The sequence below is a fragment of the Providencia sp. PROV200 genome (genome assembly GCF_049901995.1).
Classification (GTDB): Bacteria; Pseudomonadota; Gammaproteobacteria; order Enterobacterales; family Enterobacteriaceae; genus Providencia; species Providencia rettgeri_E.
This window is the reverse complement of sequence record NZ_CP096307.1, coordinates 3,261,381-3,283,281: the sequence shown is the minus strand read 5'-3', so window position 1 is coordinate 3,283,281 and position 21,901 is coordinate 3,261,381. Positions and strand designations below refer to the sequence as shown.

Below are 21,901 nucleotides of genomic sequence, written 5' to 3'. Positions count from 1 at the left end.
TAAATTTTATGTATCTAACTTCAGGGGAACGTGATAAGGCGTTACTGTTTTGTAGTGGCATAGTTAATTTTATCTCCCATTTGATGGATGTGGGCGTCAAGATAATTAGCAAAATGCCATTGATTATTGAATATCGACAAGCGTATAAAACTGCCAAAGTGGGGAGCCGTTCTTTTGAGATAGGTACAGGATTGCAATATTTACCCAGCAAGATGAAGTGGGCATGTTTAGCCAATGGATACAATTATGATATTAAAGGCCGCCAGTTAGCTATCTTAGAGCAAGAATTCAAGAAATATGGAATTAGCACTGATTTACTATCTGTATTAAGTGATTCTAATATATAAAAAATATTTAATGTTGATAAGTATTATTTTAATGTTATATGGATAGCATCAGAGCCATATCTGAAGAGAAAAATCTAACTTCGAGCTTTATGTTGCCATATAAAACAACGGTGATAAAACGCACTATCACCAGTTTGAAGTGAGACTACCATGAAAAAGAATGAATTAATTCAAGCAACAAGACCAACTCGCACCCAGCTCATTCGTTCGGTAGTAACCTCTACAGCGATTGAAACAGGGCAGGAGTCTCGTCGCCTTGAAGAAGAAATGAAAGCGAAACGTGAGAAGTTTGGACATTTGAAACTGGCGATTTAGTTCGCTTTCAAGGCTTTATTAACCCAATATTTCATAGGTTCATAGTTAAGGTTTAACCCTGCGTGGATTGCTGCAATGTACTGCTCGGGGTGTTGAGTCCAACTTTCGTAATCTAACGGCTGAAAACCAGCTTGTACCGCCATCACATCTGCGACTAAATTTGGCTAATATTCACTGTGCGTAATTGACCTGCCCACTCGTAAACATTCTCTAACCATTGGCGGTGCCAGCGCTGAATAAGTGATATGGTAAATTATGTAATATCTCCTCTTTGAACTAATATAAGTCGCCGAGGAGTATTTTAGTTACTGAGCCGCTTTTTTCAGTTTTTCAACTTGTTCGGCGGTGACGGGTTTACCTTGCCCTCCCCACTCAGCACGTGCCCATGAAATTAAATCTGCCATTTCTTGAGACGTTAAATCATCGGCAAAACTTGGCATGGCATACATACGTTGTCCATTCGGGAAGGTGGTGGTTGGAATACCGGTTAATACCACACTGATAAAGGTTTCAGGGCTATCCATGGCTAGGATGGCATTACCTTTCAACGCTGGAATACCATTTGGCACACCTTCTCCGGTGATCCCGTGGCAGCCTGCGCAGGTAGACATATACATCAAGCGGCCCGTTTCCATGATTTGACTGACATCACCCACTTCTGGTGAACTTGCCTCCGGTAATGGCGCAGGTGGGGCTTTGGCTCCGAGTATTTTTCCGTGTTTATCGGTCATCAAATAAATCGCCATGTCATCTACATCGCTCTTTTTCATCTGACTGGTGGAAAAGTGGGTTACTGTGCTCATGTCTGCAAATGCAGAGCCTTGTGGGGCATTGCCTGTCAGTAAAAACTGGCTCAAAGAGGCGGTATCGTACCCATGCTTAGAAAGCGCTTCGGCCGTGATATCAGGGATCGCTAAACCCGCTTCTTCACCCCCTTGGAGTGACCGTGAAAACTCGACGCCCATCATTAGGTTACGTGGTGAGTGACAAGCACCGCAGTGTGCCAAACCTTCGACAATATACGCGCCACGGTTCCACTCGGCAGAGCGTTGGGGGTCATGGGGCGCATTTTGTTTAGGAAAGTTGAGCAAAGTCCAGAAGTTCATAAATGGGCGAACGGGTAGGACAAATACCCCGGTATTTTCTTTGTTTGGCACCGCCATTGGTGGAAGTGACATCACATAAGCATACAGGGCATCAATATCTTCCGATGTGGTCATATGGGTAAATACAAACGGCATCGCAGGGTAGAGATTACCTCTCTCTTTGCCAATTCCGTCTTTTAAAGCACGATGGAAATCAGCACGGGTATAGTTACCGATACCAAATTGCTTATCAGGCGTTATATTTGTGGAGTAAATGGTACCGAAAGGGGTTCCGATAGCACGACCACCCGCAGCCAATGGGCCTTCAGGTAATGAGTGGCAACCAAAGCAATCCCCAGCGGTTGCCAGTTCTTGCCCTCTAGGCAGTAACTTGGCGACTTCTTCTGAGGTCAGCGGTTTATCTAAATCAGGGCCGATACTGGAGGTACGAAAAGCGCCAAACAGGATCGCAAGCATTAATATTATGAATAATAAGATAATAATATAAATGCTTTTACGTAGAGAGCTGGATTTAGCCATGATGTTTCCCCCTAGTCGATCACGCAGCCAGGAGTGTCGAGAGCGACTTTCCTCACAGCTTCATAGTAGCGTACATAACCTGTACAACGGCAGATATGCTCATTGAGAGCCTCTTCAATCGCATGTTCGAGTTGGTCACGTTTCACTGGGTTTTTCTTAAGTTTATCAAGAAATACCGTCGCGCCCGTGACAAAACCGGGCGCACAATAACCGCATTGGAACGAAAAGTTTTCGATAAAAGCTTGTTGAATTGGCGTTAATTCAACAACTTTGCCTTGTTCATCCAGTTTGGCTTGCCCTTCGATGGTCACAATATTTTTATTGTTGAAATAATGGGCACCAAAGATACAGGTGCGGCTTTCAACCGTTGTGCCATCGGGCTGGATTTCCATAATGGTGCAAGCATGGCAGATCCCTTGTCCGCAACCAAAGTGGGTGCCAGTGAGGTCTAGGTATTCATGTAGAAACTCAATCATTGGCATCCCAACAGGGACATCAATAGGACCAACTTTTTGGCCGTTAATGGTCAGTGTTAGTGGCTTGCGCTCAATAATCGGAACGGCATTGTTGATTTTCATGAGAGTGCCTTTTTAATTTTATCTACCGTGATAGGAAATTCGTAGAAACGCTTGCCTGTCGCATGAGTTAATGCATTACTCGTCGCAGGTAAGATAGGGATCATCCCCAGTTCAGCCATGCCTTTTGGTGGCGAAGTTTCTGAGAGAGGAGGTAAGTAATCAATGGTTTGCTGCCAAACTGCCACATCTTTTGCGCGCGGTAGGACATAACGATTAAAGTTCCATGTCCCATTACCTGGTCCATCTTCATACAGTGGTAATTCTTCCATCAATGCATGGCCGATACCCATTGCTGTACCTCCTTGAATTTGGCCTGAAACCAATTCAGGGACAATCATCGTACCGGGATCCATAATCATATGGTGGCGCATGATATCGACCTCACCCGTCATCGTGTTGACGTTGAGTTCAACGAGGCAAGAAGCGGGTGTGACCGTTGTGGGGTCTGCTTTTGCGCGTTGTGTGGGTGGATAATAGGCAATTTTACGTTTAATAAAATGGTAACCGCCAGTTGTCATCTGTTTTTTCAGCTCTTGTGGCGCACCCTCGCCATAACGAACGGATATCGCATCAAGAGGCAGATTTTTTAAGCCCACAGTTGGGATATCGAACTCTGCACGAGCCCACTGCCAGCTGGAATAGCCGTGAACAGCAACCCCGGTGATGAGCCCCATCTCATGGGCTCTTTTGGCTAAAATGTCAAAAGGAATGGGCTTCATTCCGCCACCGCCAATACCTTCTGGGCCGACACGAATATCCGCAAACTCGACATTTAGGCCGTTGAACGCACCGCCGCCGGGGCCTTCACTCCAAATACTTTTGGCCGCAGGCCAGAGGGTATTTTCCAATAAAAAATGACCCGCTTGGCGCGTGCCGAACCCAATGTAATAAACACCGCTCGATGAACTCATGTCAGGGATCAGAGCCGGCGTCCAATAGGGATCCGTTTTGGACAACTCGTCTTGTTTTTTCTGATCTGCCCAACTGGTTTTGAGTGGGAGTTCTTCAAATTCCGTTACACCAAACTCAACCACATCAGGGGCTTTGCTGAGTGCTTGCCACACCATCACTTGCTGTGCGGTTGTACCACCGGTACCAATCTCTTGCATACAATGGCGCATTGTTAGTTTGCCATTGATATCAAATTCGAGGGAAAGAATGGTTGGGACGCCACTAGAGCCATAAACTTGCTGCACTTGTGCGAATCCAACACCGTATAGCTTACCGGGGTTTTTCGCTTCATAATCGGCTTTGTTTTTCTCACGTTCGACCCAAATCGGGTGTTTTTCCGCGAGGTTTAACATTTCGACATTGCGAGGGTCACCGGCGATAACACCGCCTTGTGTATTCGGATAACCTTCTAAAATGGCATTACGACGGCGTAGTTCGATTGGGTCAATATTGAGGTTGTGAGCGATTTCATCGACCATCAATTCAGTGACAGCCATCGATTGCAAGGAACCAAAGCCACGCATTGAGCCCGCTTCGACAGCCGGAGTGGCCATGGCGAGAGCGGTGAGGTCTGATTTAGGGAAATAATAAATAGATTGGGCGCCACGTACTGCAACGTGGGATACAGCAACGGAGAGGTTTTCACGGCCGCCGCCATTGCAGTTATAAGTGCCTTTTAAAACATCAAATTTACCGGTTTTTTTATCACCAATAATGGTGACATCCATCTCAATAGAGTGGCGTTTCATCCCCATTTGGAATTGTTCATAGCGGTCATTTGCCATGCGAACAGGTAAGCCATCAGCGTAGAAACTGGCAACCATCGAATAGAACGGGAAAACTGAATAGTCTTTTGAGCCGTAACCAACAGTAGAACCGGTTAATAACACAATGTTTTCGACGGAAAAATATTTGTTGTGTTTAGATAGCTCAGCAGCAGCATTGACGACACCGGCAGGAGATTGTGTTGCGGTTAAGATATGCAGCGTTTTGGTTTGTGCGTCATACCAAGTATTACAGTTATCAGGCTCCATCGCGCAAGGATCGATGGATTGTGAAAAACCATGGCGTTCAATCACAAACTTATCAGGGTTCTGGCGAGCGGCTGCGATTTCTTGCTCAATTTGCCGTGCGTAATCCATCGCTTTTTCTTGTTTATCAGGGCTCTTTTCTGCCTGATGTAGGGCTTGAATAAAGCCGCCACCACGATCTTTACGGATGACGGGTGGAATAGAAATGGCGTGTTTGGGGTCATAAGGTGGCCAAATAGGGGTATTGCCATCAAACCCACCTTTAATTCCTGAATCTTGATAAGGAGAAAAAATAGAAGGCGACAGTGGGGTGTCACCACCGATACGCACGTACCGTGCTGCACCGTAGTTAGCAGGCGGTTTTGGCCCTGTCACCGTTCCATATTTTACGGTGTTTGTGGCAAAGCGTAACATCCGCTGTGCCGCACTGTATTTATCGAAATCATGATAAATCAAGATAGCAACAGGGTGGCCAATAATCGGTGGGGTATCTCCTAGGGGCACTAAAATATTGGTGCCATAGAAGCCTTTCCCCATACTGGTGTCTTGAGGGATATTTAAGCCATCACGGATAAGGTCTTCTTGTAAAACAACTTTATCAGGTTGTAGATTTGGCCCTAACATTGAAATATCAATGCCTTCAAAGGTTTTATCTGCCTCTGTCGCTTTTAACATAAAGGCATAGCTTTGTTTTTTGGGCCAGCCGGGGATGTCTTTAGCTCGGTAATCACGAGCAAAATTTTTACGCCCAGTGACTTTTTCAACGCCATCCCAACGAAAACGTGCTTTACCGTTTTGACCAATCCAATCCGTTGATGGAGAATCAGAATCGAGCTCCATTGCTATCGCAAAAGGGAGTTTGCCGACCATCACTGCAATACCCGCAATAGTGCCTAGTTTGATGAAATTGCGTCTAGAAATATGTCCCGACATGGTGTGCTCCCTGATTATATTTTTAGGGTTTTTATTATGAACAATGGAGATAAATAATACTTTTTAGCCATGTACTATAAGGTTGTTTTATTTCGACTAAATTAGCTCACAATTCGATGGCTAATATCAGATAGCTCAGTAAGTTACACAAATATTATGGGTATCTATAATGATATATCAAGAATCAATAAGGGGATTTATAAAACAAAGTGAATAATATTGTTGGAGTCATCTTAATATGACAGTGTTGAATAAAATAACTGAGCTTTATTAGAATATAATTTATGTAAATGACATCAATTCTTATTAATGAATAATTAAATCAATATGCATTTAATTATATAAAGTATATTTGTATTCGGTTATTAAATAGAAAACTATTGGGCTCGTTAAATACGAACAAGCCCGATAGTTCATTTTTTGTCATTATTGACGTAAAGATTTAATCTGCTCAGGGGTGACATCGGCAGGCTGTCCTCCCCATTGAACGCGAAGGAAGTTCACTAACTCGCTAATTTGTTGGTCATTTAGCTTATTAGCAAACCCCGGCATGCTTTGCATGTTTTGGTTATTAGGAAACGGTTGTTCAGGCAAACCATCTAAAATAGCGTTAATTAGGTTAGTGCTATCCGCATCACGTAATGTTGAATTCCCTTTCATAGCCACCGCCACATTCGGTTTGCCGCTACCATCATAGGAGTGGCAGCCGGAGCAGGTTTCTAAATAAATTTGGCGGCCTTGTGCGTTACCTTCCCCCATCCTTAATGGTGAAGTGGCTGGTGGGTTATCGCCCATTAAATAGGTGGCTATGGCACTATTATCTTCTGGAGTTAAATGTTGTGAACTCAGGTAAATTACAGGGTGCATATCACTGTAGGCGGAACCTTGCGGCGTGAGCCCAGTCATGAAAAACTGCTGTAAATCTTCTTTTGTCCATCCTCGTTCTGCAAGCGCTTTCGGGGTAATATCTGGAGCCATAAAACGGCCTAATGCACCGCCTTTCATAAAGTTATCCAAATCCATTTCACCCAATTTCCCTCTTGGGGTATGGCATTCGGCACAATGCTCTAATACATTAACTAAATAGCGGCCACGTAGCCATTCAGAGGAGCTACCTTGTGAGCTATCGGGGAGTGGTTTATCGTTAAAAAACAATAAATTCCAGCCAATCATAGCCATACGTTGGTTTAGTGGGAATGGCAATGAATTTTCAGGTGGCGCGACATCAACAGCGGGTTGGCTCATCAAATAACTGTAAATAGCATCAGAATCTTCACGAGTGATCCCTTTATAGGATGTGTAAGGCATTGCCGGATAAAGATTTTTACTCGGTGGAGAGATACCTTGGGTCAGTGCTTTATAAAAATCATCTTTTGTCCAGCGGCCGATACCAAAGTCAGCTGAAGGCGTTAAGTTACTGCTGTAGATGGTACCAAATGGGGTATCGAGTGGAAAACCACCGGCTAATGGTGCGCCATCAGCACTGGTGTGGCACGCAGCGCAGTCACCGGCCAATGTGAGATAACGACCTCGCTCAATTTCTTGGGGAGTCGCGGTGACTTTTTGTACCGGGCCATCTAAGGTACGGCTTTCATACCAGTAGAGCACCGCCCAAACGATGATAGCGATGGCTATCAACCATAAAATAATTCGTTTGATCATTTTACTGCCTCCTTAATAAGACCAGGAGTCGCCAGAACCACATCGCGTACCGCTTCATAATAGCGGACATAGCCCGTACAACGGCAAATATGGTTATTTAGAGCTTGTTTGATAGCCTCTTCTAAGTCTGCTTCTGCAATCGGGTTTCGCTGAAGTTCTTCAATAAATACGGTCGCTGCATTTACAAAACCTGGGGTACAGTAGCCACACTGAAAACTGAAATGTTCAACAAAAGCTTGTTGAACTGGGGATAGTTTTACCTCCCCGTTTTCTTCTTTGGTGGCAGCCCCTTCGATAGTTCGGATGCTTTTATTATTGAAAAAATGTGCGCCAGTAATGCAGGTACGGATCTCTTCGCTGGTACCGGATGGATTATCTAAGATAACAACGCAAGCATGGCAGATACCTTGACCACAGCCTAGTCGAGAACCTGTTAGGTCAACATATTCATGAAGAAAGTCGATCATCATGAGGCCTTCAGGCACGTCCATTGGTCCATACTGTTGGCCATTAATGGTTAAGGTAAGGGGAAGGAAATTTAGGCTCATGATATTACCTCTAAAATGTCTTTTGCGCGTACAGGCAAATGCAAGAAATGATGACCAGTTGCATCTGCAATGGCATTGACGATGGATGAAACCACCGGGATCATAACAACCTCAGCAACGCCTTTCGGCGGGTCAGTGTCCGAAAGTCCGGGTAAGACTTCGTTGGTTTGTTGCCAAACAGCAACGTCACTGGCAAGCGGGAGATGATAACGGTTGAAGTTCCATGTCCCATTACCAGGGCCATCTTCGTAGAGAGGTAAATATTCATGGAGCGCATGGCCGATACCCATTGCTAATCCACCTTGAATTTGCCCTGAAACCAGTTGTGGAACGATAAGATTACCGCACTCCACCACGCTATGGTGATTCAGCAATTCGACTTGCCCAGTCGCTTTATCAATGGATAGTTCGCTAACGGTAGCGACGGCACTGTAGTAAGTGACTCCGGCATTATTTCTTTGTGTATCAGGGTAATACGCTTTTTCGCGGTGGCAAACTTGGTATTCTTTATCGGCAAATCGTAGCGATAGCCCATCAATCGGTAAACGGCGGGTTTCACCCTGAATAGGAAAATCGGCTTCAGCCCATTGCCAGCGGTTAAATACGTGGCACACTGCGCCAGTTACCCCGCCCATTGCAAAAGTGCGTTCAATTAAGCGCGGTAAGCTAAGCACCTCAAGCCCATCAGCGGTTAAGCCTTCAGCAACCCAACGAGCATCCTCACGGCGAACAACGAGAGGAGCAGCTTGCCCGCCACCAATGCCTTCTTGCCAAATTGACATAGCCGCTGGCCATAACCCATGTTCGAATATAAGACGCGCTGCCGCTTCGGTGCTATGGGTGAAATAATAGGCGGAATTACTGGCACTCGCAGGTGAGCAGTAGTTCGGTGTCCATAATGGGTTTTGTGCTAAGTGGTTTTGCTCATCTTGTGACATAGCAAATGGGTTACCTGTTGAGATCATCGGTAAAATTGACCAATCAACAACGGAAAAGTGAGCTTGTTCCGCAGGCTTTCCTAACCATTTAGCGCAAACCACCGATTGGGACGTAGACATACCTGTACCAATTTCTGCACCACTATGGTAAATGGCAATTTTACCCTCGGGGGTAAGTTCTACGCGAGCAAAGGAGGATTCCGCGCCTGTTCCGAAGTCTTTTTGCACACAAGAAATCCCTGTACCGAATAGTTTACCGCTATTTTTCGCTTCGAAGTCGGCTTTACGTTTGGCTCTGTCAGTCCACATTGGGTGCGCAGCACAGCGGGTTAACACTTCATCGGCACGAATTGCGCCGCCAGGAATTGCCCCTTGGGTATTCTTCATCCCAGATTTGATGATATTTTTAAGACGGAACTCGATGGGATCAGCTTTGAGGAGTTTTGCGGCTTCTTCCATTAACATATCGGTTGCTGCCATGGCTTGTAAAGTACCATAACCGCGAGCTGAACCCGCATCGACCGCTCTTGATGCAATACCGACTGCAGATAAATCACTGCGGGGAATATAATAGATAGCTTGGGCACCTGTAGCCCCGACCATAACAACGGAAGGCGTAAAATTACAGCGACCACCGCCGTCACCAATGAAAGAAGCTGAAAGGGCTTCAATTTTATGCGTTTTTTTATTAACCGCTAAGGTGTAATCCATATCGAAAGCATGGCGTTTGATGGTGGATTGAAATTGTTCATAACGGTCATTAGCTAGACGAATAGGAACTCCGTCCCCATATAATGTTGCCATCGCACCATAATAGGGGAATGGAGTGTGGTCTTTAGAACCATAACCAACGGTAAAACAAGGGTGTAGGAAAATTTGTTTAACTGGGAAATGCGATTTTGCCAACATCTCTGGTAATGATTCCGCAACTTCCTGAGGGGACTGTGTCGGAATAACAAGATGGAATGACTGTGTTTTGGCGTCGTACCAACCGTTAGCGTTATCAGGCTCTAAGGCAGCAGTATCAATGGATTGAGAAAAGTATTTTCGTTTGAGCACTAACCAGTCTTCCGGTGGGTTTTCCAGTTGTTTAGCGAGCTCATCAGCATATAGCATGCCTTGTTGATCTAATTTTCCGCCTTCGCGACCTTCAGGCCAAACGGGTAAGTGCTTTTTCATGCCAATAGGGGAGATTGGCATATCTTTTAGGCTTGAATAAATATCTGGCTCATAAGGATTTTCATTGCCAATTCGCACGCCACGGTAGGTTCCCCATGGGTCTCGTTCTAATGGGCCAGTTACTGCGCCGTATTGGATAACATCGTCACGGAATTTTAAGGTTTCTTTGGCAAAACGGAATTTAGCAAAATCATGATAAATCAATAATGCGACGGCTTGGCCAAGGTAAGCGGGAGTTTTCCCTTCTGGAAGCAATAAATCATCACCATAAAATTCAGGAAAAGCAACGCCATCTTTTTCTAAGTCACTTGCGGTTACGATGCGGTCAGGCATCAGGCCATTTTTTAGTCGATCAAGGTTAAAGCCTTGGTAAATTTTATCGGCTTGAGTCACGCGGAGTAAAAATGCATGACCTTGCTGTTTTGGCCAGTGAGGGATATCTCGTGCACGGATGTCTCTGGCGAAGACTTTCTCCCCTTGGACTTTGGCAAACCCATCAATACGAAATTTGATTTGTTTGTCGACCGGGTTCCAGTCAGGAGATTGAAGGATTTTTTCTTCGAATAGCACATCAAAAGCACGGCTATACAAAGGGGCTAAATAAACAGATATTCCCGCTATAACGGCACATTTTAGAAAGTGTCTGCGGGAGAGTTCGACATTGCTTTTGCTCATAATACACCCTTACACTTATTATTATTACATCGGTATTTTTATTTTTATAGTCACATCGAAAAAATTACTCGTGTCACATTTATATTATACCTCTCTTAATAATTTTCAAATTAATGATAAGTAGTTCTTGTGATCTTACTGAATATACTTTATTTATGGGATACGCAATCAGTATATCGATTTAAAATAAAAACTATGAATATTGGTATTTTAATATTGGCAGCAGGAAAAAGTGAACGTTTTCAAAATGCTGGAGGTACAGGAAGTAAATTGAATTTCATGCTTGAAAAAAATACAGTTTTTGAGAAAACACTATTAAATTCAATCGATAGTGAGCTTCCTGTGCATGTAGTGACACGGCCTGAGAATGAAGGTGTTATTAATAATTGTTTACAATTTAATATTCCATACTCGTTGATAAATAGTAATGGGCTAGGTGAATCAATCGCATTTGGTGTTAAAAACACTTCAAATTTAGATGGGTGGATAATTCATTTGGCGGATATGCCATATATCAATAGTCATTTATTTACCCGTGTAGCGAATAAATTAAAACACCATACATTAGTCAGGCCAGTATATAATGGTTTACCAGGCCATCCGGTGGGAATATCTGCGAAGTATTATACGGAATTAATTAATCTAGTAGGTGATGATGGTGCGAAATCAATATTACGTCGCAACCTTGTTTATCAATTAAACATAAATGATGAAAATGTTGTAAAAGATATTGATTATCCGAGTGTTGATAACGATTAAGGAACGAATATGTTGCGTGAAGATGTTTTTGTTATCTCTCAAGCCCTTTCTTGGATAAAAAAAGAGCCTATATGGTTGTGTACGGTGCTAAGTACATATGGTTCTTCCCCTCGTAGCCCAGGTTCACTTCTTGTTGCAAAGGCAGATGGTCAGTATGTTGGTTCTTTATCAGGTGGTTGTATTGAGGAAGATTTTATTCAACGAATCAAAAATATTGACTATGTTAGTCACAGCCAAGTTGTTCGTTATGGGAGAGGTGGGATTGAAACTAAAGTCAACTTGCCCTGTGATGGCAGCTTAGATGTTTTGATCGAATATTTACCCAATAATGAAAAATCGCTTCATTACCTTGTTGAGATCCACAATGCGCTATTGGGTTATTCGGCCATTATCAAGAAAGTCACTTTGCCGCAGAGCGGTGAAATTCATATAGCTAATAAATCAGAGCAACCAACACAGATAGCGCGTGATAGCGATAAAATTCAGTTATATATTGCAGCTCCTCCTCGGTTAATTATCGCAGGAATTTCTACTGTCGGAGCCTATTGCGCTAATTTTGCCTTAACATTGGGTTTTGAGGTCATTATTTGCGATCACCGAGAAGACGAAATAGCGCGGTTTGCACCACAAATTCCACCCCAAGTTGAGGTTGTTTCTTTATTTCCCGCCCGCTATTTAGAAGAACAAGGTTGTTCTCCAAATACTGCCATTGTTTCCTTAACCCATGATCCCCGAATTGATGATTTAACTCTGATGGAGTCGGTTAATACAGAGGCTTTTTACATTGGTGCAATGGGATCAGTAAGAACGAGTGCTCGTCGTCGTGAACGTCTTATAGCATCTGGTGGGATGACGGAAGAGGAAATAAAGCGTATTCATGCCCCCATTGGTATTCCGATAGGTAGCAAAACACCACCTGAAATTGCTTTAGCGATAATGGCCGACATCGTTGCTTATAAAAATGGCGTGACCTCATCAGAGACTGCATATAAAACTAAGAAATTGATGGGTATAAATTAACTATTTAATATAACGTAATTTTATTTCTAATAGCTCACGCCATTTTAGATGGCGGAGCTAACTACAAATAATGTAGTTAATATATGGAGGTAATCGCCTCTCCCATTTTCACCAAATATTTTGATGCATCATACCGATCGGTAATTATTTCAATGTAAGCTGCGGTCTCCAGAGTTTCAATATGCAGTAAGGTGTCATTGAGTTCCTCGCAGGTTGTTACTTTTTTACAATACCAATCATCACACCCAAGTGCCGAAGGTAGCTGTGCATAATTCCATTTAGCAACATCGTTATAATAATATTCAGGTTCTCGACAAAATAGTCGCTCGATAAGGTAGCCATCGTTATTTAGAACAAAAATAATGGGTTTTAATCCAAATCGTGAAAATTGACTAATTTCTTGCATAGTTAATTGATGAGCACCTTCACCGGTTATTAAAATAATACGACGAGAGGGAGATGCTAAGGCTGCACCTAATGCGGCAGGCGTCGCCCAACCAATTGATCCCCATAAAGATTGCGTTTGAAAAGACGCCCCTTTAGGTAAAAGTGCAAATGCTAAGCCCATGGTGAATGTGCCTATATCACCAAATATCATATCGTTAGGTTTGAGCATTTTTTCTAATCGAGGGTATAAGAATGTTTCCGTTATTTCTTTTGTGGCTGAAACTATTGGCTCCCCAAGTGATTGTGCTCTTGGGAATGAATTTTGACTAAAAGGATAATGAGTAGGAGATATTAGATTATTCTTTAAGGCTAGAAGAATATCCTTCATATAAATATTATTGTAGCATTGGTCATCTATAATTACGTAGTTATCCATAATATGGATGATGTTTTCAGCTTTAATATTTGAGGTATAACAAGCCGTATTAAAATCTGACATAATTGTGCCGAAATTTAAAATACAATCACAACTTTCTACAAATGAAGTCACTTGTGGATTGATAAAATCACCTGCATACATTCCCATATATTGTGTGTTAGTTTCATCTAACACGCTCTTATCCATAAAGAGGGTTGTATAGGGAATTTGGGTATGTTCAATCAGGTCTTGTAAATTTTTTTCTAACCCTAAACGTAAAGAGATAGAGCCAGCTAATAGGCAGGCTTGTTTGCTATTAATTAATTTATTAATTATCAGATTAACTGTCGTTTTTAACGTTTTTAAACAGCTTTTGGGGGCAAATGATAAGGATGTATTAGTTTGTTTGATAATAGGCTGCATTGCATAATCAGCAGGTAATCCAAAATAAACTGGTCGGCGTTCATGTAAGGCGCATATGATTAACCGTTCAGTCTCTTCAATACAGTTTTCAGGGGTAATGATGGCATGAGCACAGACAATATGCTGGCTCATTTTATAAAATGCATCATAGTTTCCATTTCCTAGTGTGTGATGAGCAATGCGTTGGTTTTGTTGTGATTGACTTGGTGGCATCCCAACTAAATGAAATATCGGTAATCTTTCTGCAAAAGAGCCCGCTATTGCATTTAGCGCACTTAGCTCGCCAACACCAAATGTTGTTGATAATGCGGCCATTCCTTTTATTCTTGCATACCCATCGGCGGCATAGGCTGCATTGAGCTCATTGCAGTTACCAACCCAACGTAAATAAGGCGTTGTACAAACCGTATCATTAATAGGAAAGGAATAATCACCTGGTACACCAAAAATATCTTCAATTCCTAAGTCATATAGTTTAGATAAAATATATTCAATCACAGTTTCGTTCATTTTATTTCTCCAATTATTAATTAATAACAGTCTTGTGATTTTTATGTTTATAAAAATAATACTAGTTAATGAGAGAAATAATAAAATATTATTCTTCGTAATAGGATTGAGTATATTTGTTAAATTAAAATATAGTGAGGGACTATTTGATAGGATGAATTAAAAAAGAACGAATAAAAGCAGTAGATTTTTATTATAAGACCTCACTGCTATTATTAAATGTAATATTAAAATTTAGCGGCTGTTACCATTATTTCAACAAGCACTTGGTCTCGAGCCATATTAGCTTCAACAGCAGCGCGGGCTGGGCTGTTTTCAACGGGCATCCATGCTTCCCATACAGCGTTAAACGCTGAAAAATCCCTTGCCATATCTTTAATCCAAACTTGAGCAGATAGAATTCGAGTTTTATTACTGTCGCTTGCAGCAAGTAAAGAATCAATTTTCGCTAAAACCTCAAATGTTTGTTGAGTTATGTCACCGGTTAGGTCATTAGGTACTTGCCCTGATAAATAAACTACCCCTGCATATTCAACGCTGTCTGCTAATCGTGGTTTCGGGTTGTTACGTTTGATGGACATGATTACCTCGTTAATCCAGTTAAAGAAATGGGGGATGTTTGTTTTGTTATCAGCTGGGTTAATATTTCCGCGCTGCCTGCGGCAAGAGTAAACCCTAAACTACCGTGTCCAATATTAAGCCATAAATTTTTATAGGCAGTTTTTCCTAATAGAGGAGGGCCTTTTGGTGTTGAGGGGCGTAAGCCACACCAACTTTCAGCATCGTTAATTTGGGGTAATTCAGGGAAGGTATTTTTTATAATATTTTTGAGTGCTTGTATTCTATTTTCACGTAAACCTTGATTGTCATAGCCAATATCAACCATTGCAGCAATGCGTAGTTGGTCATTTAGTTTGGCATAGACAATTTTATTGGCGTAATCGGTAACGTTAATTTTCGGAACAATATGCTCAGTTTGTGGGTATTCAACACTGAGGCTATACCCTTTTAACCCTAAAATAGGAGCATTAATATTCAGTGGTTTTAATAATTCGCGGCTGCCATTTCCTGCACAAACAATAAAATCGTCAGCTTGGATCGTTCCCTGGTGAGTCGCTATTCCAGTGATTTCGTTATTTTGTGTAATGAAAGATTTAACACTGTGCTGCAAACAAAGTTTAAATTTAGGTTGTGTGAGTAAATATTGCAGTAGATTTTTACAGAATAAATAACAATCAGCGCTCTCATCATCAGGGGCATATATTGCACCTACTAGCTGAGACTGTATATTTTTTAAAGAAGGCTCTAGTTCAACAATTTCAGCGGGCGTTAATACTTTTTGAAATTGTTTATTAACCGTTTCACTGGCTTTTTGGAAACTTTTATTATCACGGTGGATAATTAATTTCCCTGATTTCTCCCAAGCAAAATCAGCGATATCACCATTGCTACGCCATTTATTCATTATTTCTTGGCTCAGGAGTGATAAACGTAAAAGATGGGCACCATTAACTTTATTGGTTTTACGGTTACAAGCTAATGTGAATTGCGCTAGCCAAGACCATTGTTGTAATGAAGGCATTATTTTTAAATTTAAAGGTGAGTCACTTTTTCCCATCCAGCGTAAGCCTTGTAAAGGAACACCTGCATCAGCAAGGGGAGATACATAGCGATAGCTGAGCTGCCCACCGTTAGCAAAACTGGTTTGCATACCGACATCGGTATCTGATTCAACTAATGTTACGGTTTGGCCTGCTTTAATTAATGCATAGGCGGTGCTTAAACCAATAACACCTGCGCCAATAACCACCACATGTTTAGTCATAATAATCCGTAACCTATAAAAACCAAGATGTTATTATTTAACGGTGAATAAGCTAACTAAACAATTGAGTTTTCATTACCAGAGTATAACTTTTAGTTAACTACTTTATTTCTTTTTTCGAGTGTGGATGCCAAGGTGTTAACATAATTCTGTGCGGCTTTGGTTAATGGCTTATCAGCTCGATGAAAAACAGATACGGCAAGGTGTAAACCTTCCTGTAATGGATAAATCATCGATTCAGGTAATGTGTGCTCGGCTGAAAAAATATCGGTAATACTGCAGCCTAATCCAGCTTGGACAAATTCTGCTGCCATATGGTAGGTGTGCACACTAATATTTGACTCTGCAAACTCATGACGTTTTTGTAATAGCTGAGATAAGGAATCAGACCCAGGGTGGATCCAACGCTCTTGGTCGATATCAGTGAGGGACACAGGGGAGTGTAGTGGTAATTTGCTATCCACATAAACCAATGGGATATCCGCAATGGGTAGAACAGTAATCCCCCCTTCAATTTCAAGATTAAAGCCAATACCAATATCGAGATCTTGTTGAGTTAATAGTTGTAGAATATCCGTTGTATGATGTGTACCGATCGTGAGTTTGATATTGGGATGTTTTTTTATAAATTGTGCGGTTACTTCAGGTACTAAGTTCAGCCCTAAGCTAGGTAAGCAGCCAATGGCTAATTTACCTTGTGGGTCACGTGATAAATTTTGTGCTAAAATTCTGAGCCTATCTAAATTATGATAAACTTCTTTGGCTTCCTCAAATAGTAGGTTTGCCTCAGCAGTCGGAATTAATTTTCCTCTTATTCTCTGGAATAAGACTAAGCCAAGTTGTTGCTCTGCATGTTTTAAGGCCTTACTTGCCGCAGGTTGTGATATATGTAAAACCTCCGCTGCACGGGTTAAAGAACCACAGGTCATGACCGCATAAAAAATATCGAGATGCCTTAATTTCATTTTCAGAAACCTATTATTTGCCTTTACTCACAGAAACCGACTGTTGGTATTAATTCGCATATTCTACCGAATTAATACAAATTAATCTGAACAACTCTTCATTTTGTACTGAAAATGGTGAAGGAAATTTGGCGGTATAAATTAAAAAGAGATAAAAAAGCGAAGGCCAGGCTATATACATAGGTTATAGCCTGGCCTTTATGATTGTGCGCTAGGTAAAGTACGTACCAATTTCGAGAAAGATTTTAATTAAGATACTATTTGAAATATCGACAATAAATGCACCGACCATTGGTACCACTAAGAAGGCTTTATGAGAAGGACTAAATGCTTTAGTGACTGTTTGCATATTTGCTATTGCGGTTGGTGTTGCTCCCATTCCAAACCCACAGTGCCCAGCACTAATAACAACTGCATCATAATCTTTGCCCATCATTCTAAAGGTAATAAACGTTGCAAATAGAACCATAACCACGGTTTGTACGGCAATAATAATTAGAACAGGGCCTGCCATACTGGCTAGTTGACCGAATTTTAAGGACATTAGCGCCATTGCTAAGAATAATGACAAGGCAACGCTACCTAAAACATCAACAGTTGGTTCAAAAACTTCATGCTTAAATACATGGGTTAAGACGTTACGAATAATAATACCGACAAATAAGCACCAAACAAAGGTTGGTAATTGCATGACAGTATCTTTAAAAAACTCACTAATATAGCCACCGACAACAATACAGATAATCAGCATTGAGATGGTTTCAATAACATTATTGGCATTAATTTTTCGTTTAACACTTGGTTGTTCGAAAGCTTCGACGATTGTTTCTTTTTCGAGTTCAGTGCTTTTAGGGATTGAAACTTTTTTTAATAAATGACGAGCAACAGGGCCGCCAATTAACCCACCTAATACTAAACCTAGGGTTGCACATGCCATAGCTAATTCAACAGCACCAGTCACGCCATACTTATCAGCCAGTATTGGTCCCCAAGCTCCTGCGTTGCCGTGACCACCCGTAAGTGTGATTGAGCCTGCAATTAAACCAATAAATGGACTTTCGTTAAGCATGACTGCCATTCCCATACCAACGGTATTTTGAATCGTAATTAAGATAGTCACCGCAATAGTTAATAAGACAAGTGGCTTACCGCCTTTTATTAAACGCGAAAAATCTGAGCTCAATCCAATTGATGAAAAGAACGTAATCATTAAAATGCTTTGTAGTGAAGCATCAAAAGTAAATGAGTATCCTGCTGTTTTATCGACAATTAATAGGATGATAGCAACAATAAAACCGCCAACAACGGCTTCAGGAATATGGTTTTTTTGTAGAAAAGGAGTGTATTTTACAACAAACATACCAATCAATAGCGCCAAACAAGCGACTAATAAAGTGTAGCTGGCATCTAGGATCATTATTTTACCTCAAGTTAGTTTACCAGAACTTTCACCGTTGTTATTTAACATTAGCGATAAATTAAATTACTTTGCGTAACTTTTGTTTAACAATGAGTTTTGTTTGGGTATCTATAACTTTTAGTTAACTGCGACATTCTTATTTTTTCATTTGTCGAGTCATTAAATCCCGTAGTAAATTATTTGTTTTTAATTTAACTAGTTGTTAATTATGGTTTTTTCTGTTTTGTGTGTATTTGGGTATCATTTATGTGGTGATTAATATTTGCACTGGTTTTATCTCGTGGTTATAAAGCCGTATTCAATATAAATGATGAGAAGTGTGATGTGTCGCATGTAAGACGCTTAGCAATTGTAGAAGAAGAGGAGTAATGCTACATGATGTAGAATGAGCTTTTAGTTTATTTAATAATTCAAATGAAAATTGATGTCTTGGACATGTCATTTGGGCTCAGTATCTGAACGATTAATTGCTTTTAACCTCAGTGAAACGAATGCGAATATTATCCATTAAAATAATAGTGTAATTCTATTTAAATATTATAGCTTGGTTTTTAACCAATTTATTTATATCATAAAAATAAGTCAGTGATTTAGTTATTGCTTTTATTAAAATTATTATTTTAATTACTATTTATAATAGTATTAGTATCATTAAATATGATAGGAGCGATATGATGGTGACTCCCCCCCAAGCAGAACAAGCATTGGTTATTCTGCGAAAACATTTTTCTGATTCATTAATTGCAGTTTATCTACACGGTTCCTCTGTTTCTAGTGGGTTACGGCCAATGAGTGATATTGATTTACTTGTGGTGATTGATAGCCCCGTGACTGATTTTTGCCGTGAACAACTTGTACGAGATTTAATGGATATTTCGGGCTTATATCCGATTGATCTAAAAGGCCGGCGACCACTGGAAATTGTTGTATTCTTAACAAGTGAATTAAACATGCTTTCTTATCCTGCAAAATGTGAATTAATTTATGGAGAGTGGTTACGTACAGAGTACGAGCAAGGGGTATTTGAAGGACAAACTCAAGACCCTGAATTCACATTAATGTTAGCCCAAGCGTCACAAGAAGCAGTAAGTTTATGGCACAAGGAAATATACGGCTTACCTATTGTTGGCCTGCATGATATTCGCCGAGCTATGTTAGATTCACTCCCTAATTTAGAGTTATCTCTAAAAGGTGATGAGCGTAATGTTTTACTGACATTAGCACGCATGTGGTACACCATGGAAACGGGACTATTTATATCAAAGGATGAGGCTGCCATTTGGGCAATAGAACTCATGCCAGTGGAATTGGCCTCGGTGTTACTGGTAGCGAAAAAGGCCTATTTAACTGGTATTTCTGTTGATTGGGAAAATCAACAGGTGGAAGTCACCTTGTGTGCGAACTATTTAGCTGAGCGTATTCGTGTTTATTCTTAGATGCACATAGCCAGTGTGTCTTTTGATGCTTTTTTAATACCAATCAAATAACGTTTGCCTGATCTTTAATGAATTGAAAAGAAAAGGTCTTATACTGCCTTACTGTTTTATTCACGATGGAACAAAAATGACTAAAAAATCGATAAATCCAGCATCTGTCTTTAATTCTTTGCAGTATGGCTTTAGCCAAGCCGTAGAAACAACGGGAACCCGACAATTATTTCTATCAGGCCAGGTTGGTGTGAATGCTGCGGAAGAAACTGTTGCTGGGGGAATTTACGAACAAACCGTGCAATCATTAATTAATATTGAACATGTATTGCATGAGGCCGGTGGCGATTTATCTCATGTGGCTATGCTACGTATTTATATTAAAGAGGGCTTTAATAGCCATGAGGAACAAGCTGATATTGCGCGAGCATTAAAAGAAAAATTTCCAAATATGCCACCTGCATCTTCTTGGGTTATTGTTTCAGGGCTTTCCTTACCGGAATGGTTAATAGAAATAGAAGCTCATGCAGTTTTGAACTAAATTTATTAGAATAGAAAAGCCGACAGTGGAAAAATCGGCTTTTCTGGCACTCGTGGTATTAGTGTTTTACTAATGTTGAGAAATAATAAACAAGAGGTACTGCAAGGATCCACAAGCTAATTGGAATTTCTCTCCACTTGCCAGCAACGGCTTTAATTAAGATATAGAATAGCAACCCACCGGCGATACCCGTACCAAAGCTATTAGCGATTAGCGTAATCATCACCATCATTAATACTGGTAAGCCATCAGTAAAATTGCCTAAGTCCACTTTTCGTAAACCGCTGAACATATTTAGTCCAATTAAAATTAGAGCTGGAGCTGTGGCTTGGGCTGGGATCATCAATGCGATAGGCGTAAATAACAGCATTAATAAAAACATAAAGGCAGCAGCAAGGGCGGTCATACCTGTTTTACCCCCAGCTTCTGCGGCAGCGGAGGACTCAATGAGTGCAGTTGCCGCAGGAATACCTACCCACGGGCCTAATGCAGCAGCAATAGAATCAACGATAAAAGGGCGGTTAATATTTGGCATATTACCTTCTTTATCTAATAAACCGGCTTCTCCGCCAACGGCTAATGTTGTTCCCATCGTTGAAAAAAATTCAGCGGCAAAAAAGACAAATAAGAAAGGGAGAAACGCGATATTTAGTGCGCCAATTAAATCAACATGGCCTAAGACAGGGGCAACAGAATGTGGAATACCAATAAAACTTTCAGGTAATTTTGTGACGCCAAATGGAATACCCAAAAGGGTGGCAAATAAAATTGCCCATAAAATTCCGCCTGGTATTTTGCGAGCTTGTAGAGCAATGGCAATGAAAAAGCCTGCGAGTGCGACTAACGCTCCAGGAGAAAGGAAATCACCAAGCATTAATGCATTTGTTTTTGGGTTAGCGAGGACTAATCCTGCATTTCGAAAGCCTAAAACGGCAACGAAAAGACCAATTGATGCAGTTAATCCGAGTTTAATTGATTGAGGGACAGAGCGTGTAACGACTTCACGCAAGCCAAATTTAGTTAATAGAAAAAATAAGATCCCTGACCAACAAGCAATGCCTAGCCCTATTTGCCAGTCAATGCCTTCACTACCCGCGAGAGTAATTCCGACAAGAACAGAGCCTCCGATACCGGGGCCAACAATAAAGGGTAAGTTTGCGTAGAATGCCATTAATAAACTGGCAATAACGAAGACAATAATCGTTCCAGTGGTTGCTGCGCCTTTATCCATCCCTCCAGCGGCAAGTAAACCGGGGATCACCACAAGAAGGTAAGCCGCGGCTAAAAAACCAGTAATTCCGGCTAAACACTCTGTTTTCACTGAACTTCCACGCTCACGTAAAGCAAAGCATCTTTCCAGCCAACTCCCTGATGTTGGCTTATCTATTGAATTGTCAGCCATTAATTGGCTCTCCTATTATTAT

Annotated in this window: 18 protein-coding genes and 1 pseudogene; 6 read left to right on the top strand and 13 right to left on the bottom strand. The window is 41.2% G+C overall.

The window, feature by feature from the left end; all coding sequences use genetic code 11:
- Positions 1–113 precede the first annotated feature (113 nt).
- Together M1E86_RS15050 and M1E86_RS15045 are read left to right on the top strand one after the other, a co-directional pair.
- Complete coding sequence (locus M1E86_RS15050; RefSeq protein ID WP_213914307.1) at positions 114–347, top strand: hypothetical protein; 234 nt, start codon at positions 114–116, stop codon at positions 345–347.
- 150 nt (positions 348–497) lie between these two features.
- Positions 498–662: a hypothetical protein gene (locus tag M1E86_RS15045; protein WP_185746940.1), complete on the top strand. Its 165-nt coding sequence runs from the start codon at positions 498–500 to the stop codon at positions 660–662.
- Here the strand turns inward: M1E86_RS15045 and M1E86_RS15040 are convergent.
- From M1E86_RS15040 to M1E86_RS15010, 7 genes and pseudogenes are all read right to left on the bottom strand, one after another.
- Positions 659–912: pseudogene (locus M1E86_RS15040) on the bottom strand (hypothetical protein); the annotation flags it as partial. The gene M1E86_RS15045 and the pseudogene M1E86_RS15040 sit on opposite strands and share 4 nt — an antisense overlap.
- Positions 913–967: 55 nt before the next feature.
- The gene (locus M1E86_RS15035; RefSeq protein ID WP_426099147.1) at positions 968–2,287 is read right to left on the bottom strand and encodes a cytochrome c; all 1,320 of its coding nucleotides are present in this window, start codon (positions 2,285–2,287) and stop codon (positions 968–970) included.
- 11 nt (positions 2,288–2,298) lie between these two features.
- Positions 2,299–2,865: a (2Fe-2S)-binding protein gene (locus M1E86_RS15030; protein ID WP_213914306.1), complete on the bottom strand. Its 567-nt coding sequence runs from the start codon at positions 2,863–2,865 to the stop codon at positions 2,299–2,301.
- Entirely contained in the window at positions 2,862–5,780 is a 2,919-nt protein-coding gene (locus tag M1E86_RS15025; protein WP_213914305.1) for a molybdopterin cofactor-binding domain-containing protein, read from the bottom strand. The genes M1E86_RS15030 and M1E86_RS15025 overlap by 4 nt, the downstream gene beginning before the upstream one ends.
- A gap of 426 nt (positions 5,781–6,206) precedes the next feature.
- Positions 6,207–7,442, bottom strand: coding sequence for a c-type cytochrome (locus tag M1E86_RS15020; protein ID WP_125893957.1), 1,236 nt, complete (start codon positions 7,440–7,442; stop codon positions 6,207–6,209).
- A complete protein-coding gene (locus tag M1E86_RS15015) occupies positions 7,439–7,990 on the bottom strand; it encodes a (2Fe-2S)-binding protein (RefSeq protein ID WP_213914304.1) in 552 nt (183 codons plus the stop codon). Before M1E86_RS15015 ends, M1E86_RS15020 begins: the two co-directional genes overlap by 4 nt.
- Positions 7,987–10,782, bottom strand: a complete 2,796-nt coding sequence (locus M1E86_RS15010; protein WP_213914303.1) for a xanthine dehydrogenase family protein molybdopterin-binding subunit — start codon at positions 10,780–10,782, stop codon at positions 7,987–7,989. Before M1E86_RS15010 ends, M1E86_RS15015 begins: the two co-directional genes overlap by 4 nt.
- 195 nt (positions 10,783–10,977) lie before the next feature.
- Between M1E86_RS15010 and M1E86_RS15005 the strand changes: the two genes are divergently transcribed.
- Positions 10,978–11,541, top strand: a complete 564-nt coding sequence (locus M1E86_RS15005) for a nucleotidyltransferase family protein (RefSeq protein ID WP_213914302.1) — start codon at positions 10,978–10,980, stop codon at positions 11,539–11,541.
- A gap of 9 nt (positions 11,542–11,550) precedes the next feature.
- A complete protein-coding gene (locus M1E86_RS15000) occupies positions 11,551–12,561 on the top strand; it encodes an XdhC family protein (protein ID WP_213914301.1) in 1,011 nt (336 codons plus the stop codon).
- Between the two features lie 76 nt (positions 12,562–12,637).
- On the opposite strand, the gene M1E86_RS14995 is transcribed toward M1E86_RS15000, so the two are convergent.
- The 5 genes from M1E86_RS14995 to gltS all read right to left on the bottom strand — a co-directional run bounded on the left by M1E86_RS14995 (position 12,638) and on the right by gltS (position 18,506).
- Positions 12,638–14,299, bottom strand: coding sequence for an alpha-keto acid decarboxylase family protein (locus M1E86_RS14995; protein ID WP_213914300.1), 1,662 nt, complete (start codon positions 14,297–14,299; stop codon positions 12,638–12,640).
- 227 nt (positions 14,300–14,526) lie between these two features.
- Positions 14,527–14,880, bottom strand: a complete 354-nt coding sequence (locus M1E86_RS14990; RefSeq protein WP_213914299.1) for a Rid family hydrolase — start codon at positions 14,878–14,880, stop codon at positions 14,527–14,529.
- Between the two features lie 2 nt (positions 14,881–14,882).
- Positions 14,883–16,124 carry a D-amino acid dehydrogenase gene (locus tag M1E86_RS14985; protein ID WP_213914298.1) on the bottom strand — a complete coding sequence of 414 codons (1,242 nt, stop codon included), beginning with the start codon at positions 16,122–16,124 and terminating at the stop codon, positions 14,883–14,885.
- Between the two features lie 92 nt (positions 16,125–16,216).
- Positions 16,217–17,089, bottom strand: coding sequence for a LysR family transcriptional regulator (locus M1E86_RS14980; protein WP_125893971.1), 873 nt, complete (start codon positions 17,087–17,089; stop codon positions 16,217–16,219).
- Between the two features lie 211 nt (positions 17,090–17,300).
- Positions 17,301–18,506 carry a sodium/glutamate symporter gene (gene gltS, locus M1E86_RS14975; protein ID WP_213914297.1) on the bottom strand — a complete coding sequence of 402 codons (1,206 nt, stop codon included), beginning with the start codon at positions 18,504–18,506 and terminating at the stop codon, positions 17,301–17,303.
- Positions 18,507–19,180: 674 nt separating this feature from the next.
- Here gltS and M1E86_RS14970 point away from each other — a divergent pair.
- Positions 19,181–19,945, top strand: coding sequence for an aminoglycoside adenylyltransferase domain-containing protein (locus tag M1E86_RS14970; protein ID WP_213914296.1), 765 nt, complete (start codon positions 19,181–19,183; stop codon positions 19,943–19,945).
- A gap of 127 nt (positions 19,946–20,072) precedes the next feature.
- On the top strand, positions 20,073–20,477 hold the full coding sequence (locus M1E86_RS14965) for a Rid family hydrolase (RefSeq protein ID WP_213914295.1): 405 nt from the start codon (positions 20,073–20,075) through the stop codon (positions 20,475–20,477).
- Between the two features lie 58 nt (positions 20,478–20,535).
- Here M1E86_RS14965 and M1E86_RS14960 read toward each other — a convergent pair whose 3' ends face one another.
- Complete coding sequence (locus tag M1E86_RS14960) at positions 20,536–21,879, bottom strand: NCS2 family permease (protein WP_213914294.1); 1,344 nt, start codon at positions 21,877–21,879, stop codon at positions 20,536–20,538.
- Between the last annotated feature and the right edge of the window lie 22 nt (positions 21,880–21,901).

Excerpts from the sequence above, each read along its gene's own strand:
- M1E86_RS14980 (WP_125893971.1), bottom strand. The coding sequence starts at position 17,089 with ATGAAATTAAGGCATCTCGATATTTTTTATGCGGTCATGACCTGTGGT.
- M1E86_RS14970 (WP_213914296.1), top strand. The coding sequence starts at position 19,181 with ATGATGGTGACTCCCCCCCAAGCAGAACAAGCATTGGTTATTCTGCGA.
- M1E86_RS14960 (WP_213914294.1), bottom strand. The coding sequence starts at position 21,879 with ATGGCTGACAATTCAATAGATAAGCCAACATCAGGGAGTTGGCTGGAA.
- M1E86_RS15025 (WP_213914305.1), bottom strand. The coding sequence starts at position 5,780 with ATGTCGGGACATATTTCTAGACGCAATTTCATCAAACTAGGCACTATT.
- M1E86_RS15020 (WP_125893957.1), bottom strand. The coding sequence starts at position 7,442 with ATGATCAAACGAATTATTTTATGGTTGATAGCCATCGCTATCATCGTT.
- gltS (WP_213914297.1), bottom strand. The coding sequence starts at position 18,506 with ATGATCCTAGATGCCAGCTACACTTTATTAGTCGCTTGTTTGGCGCTA.
- M1E86_RS15030 (WP_213914306.1), bottom strand. The coding sequence starts at position 2,865 with ATGAAAATCAACAATGCCGTTCCGATTATTGAGCGCAAGCCACTAACA.
- M1E86_RS15045 (WP_185746940.1), top strand. The coding sequence starts at position 498 with ATGAAAAAGAATGAATTAATTCAAGCAACAAGACCAACTCGCACCCAG.
- M1E86_RS14995 (WP_213914300.1), bottom strand. The coding sequence starts at position 14,299 with ATGAACGAAACTGTGATTGAATATATTTTATCTAAACTATATGACTTA.
- M1E86_RS15050 (WP_213914307.1), top strand. The coding sequence starts at position 114 with ATGCCATTGATTATTGAATATCGACAAGCGTATAAAACTGCCAAAGTG.
- M1E86_RS15005 (WP_213914302.1), top strand. The coding sequence starts at position 10,978 with ATGAATATTGGTATTTTAATATTGGCAGCAGGAAAAAGTGAACGTTTT.
- M1E86_RS15015 (WP_213914304.1), bottom strand. The coding sequence starts at position 7,990 with ATGAGCCTAAATTTCCTTCCCCTTACCTTAACCATTAATGGCCAACAG.
- M1E86_RS14985 (WP_213914298.1), bottom strand. The coding sequence starts at position 16,124 with ATGACTAAACATGTGGTGGTTATTGGCGCAGGTGTTATTGGTTTAAGC.
- M1E86_RS14990 (WP_213914299.1), bottom strand. The coding sequence starts at position 14,880 with ATGTCCATCAAACGTAACAACCCGAAACCACGATTAGCAGACAGCGTT.
- M1E86_RS15035 (WP_426099147.1), bottom strand. The coding sequence starts at position 2,287 with ATGGCTAAATCCAGCTCTCTACGTAAAAGCATTTATATTATTATCTTA.
- M1E86_RS14965 (WP_213914295.1), top strand. The coding sequence starts at position 20,073 with ATGACTAAAAAATCGATAAATCCAGCATCTGTCTTTAATTCTTTGCAG.
- M1E86_RS15010 (WP_213914303.1), bottom strand. The coding sequence starts at position 10,782 with ATGAGCAAAAGCAATGTCGAACTCTCCCGCAGACACTTTCTAAAATGT.
- M1E86_RS15000 (WP_213914301.1), top strand. The coding sequence starts at position 11,551 with ATGTTGCGTGAAGATGTTTTTGTTATCTCTCAAGCCCTTTCTTGGATA.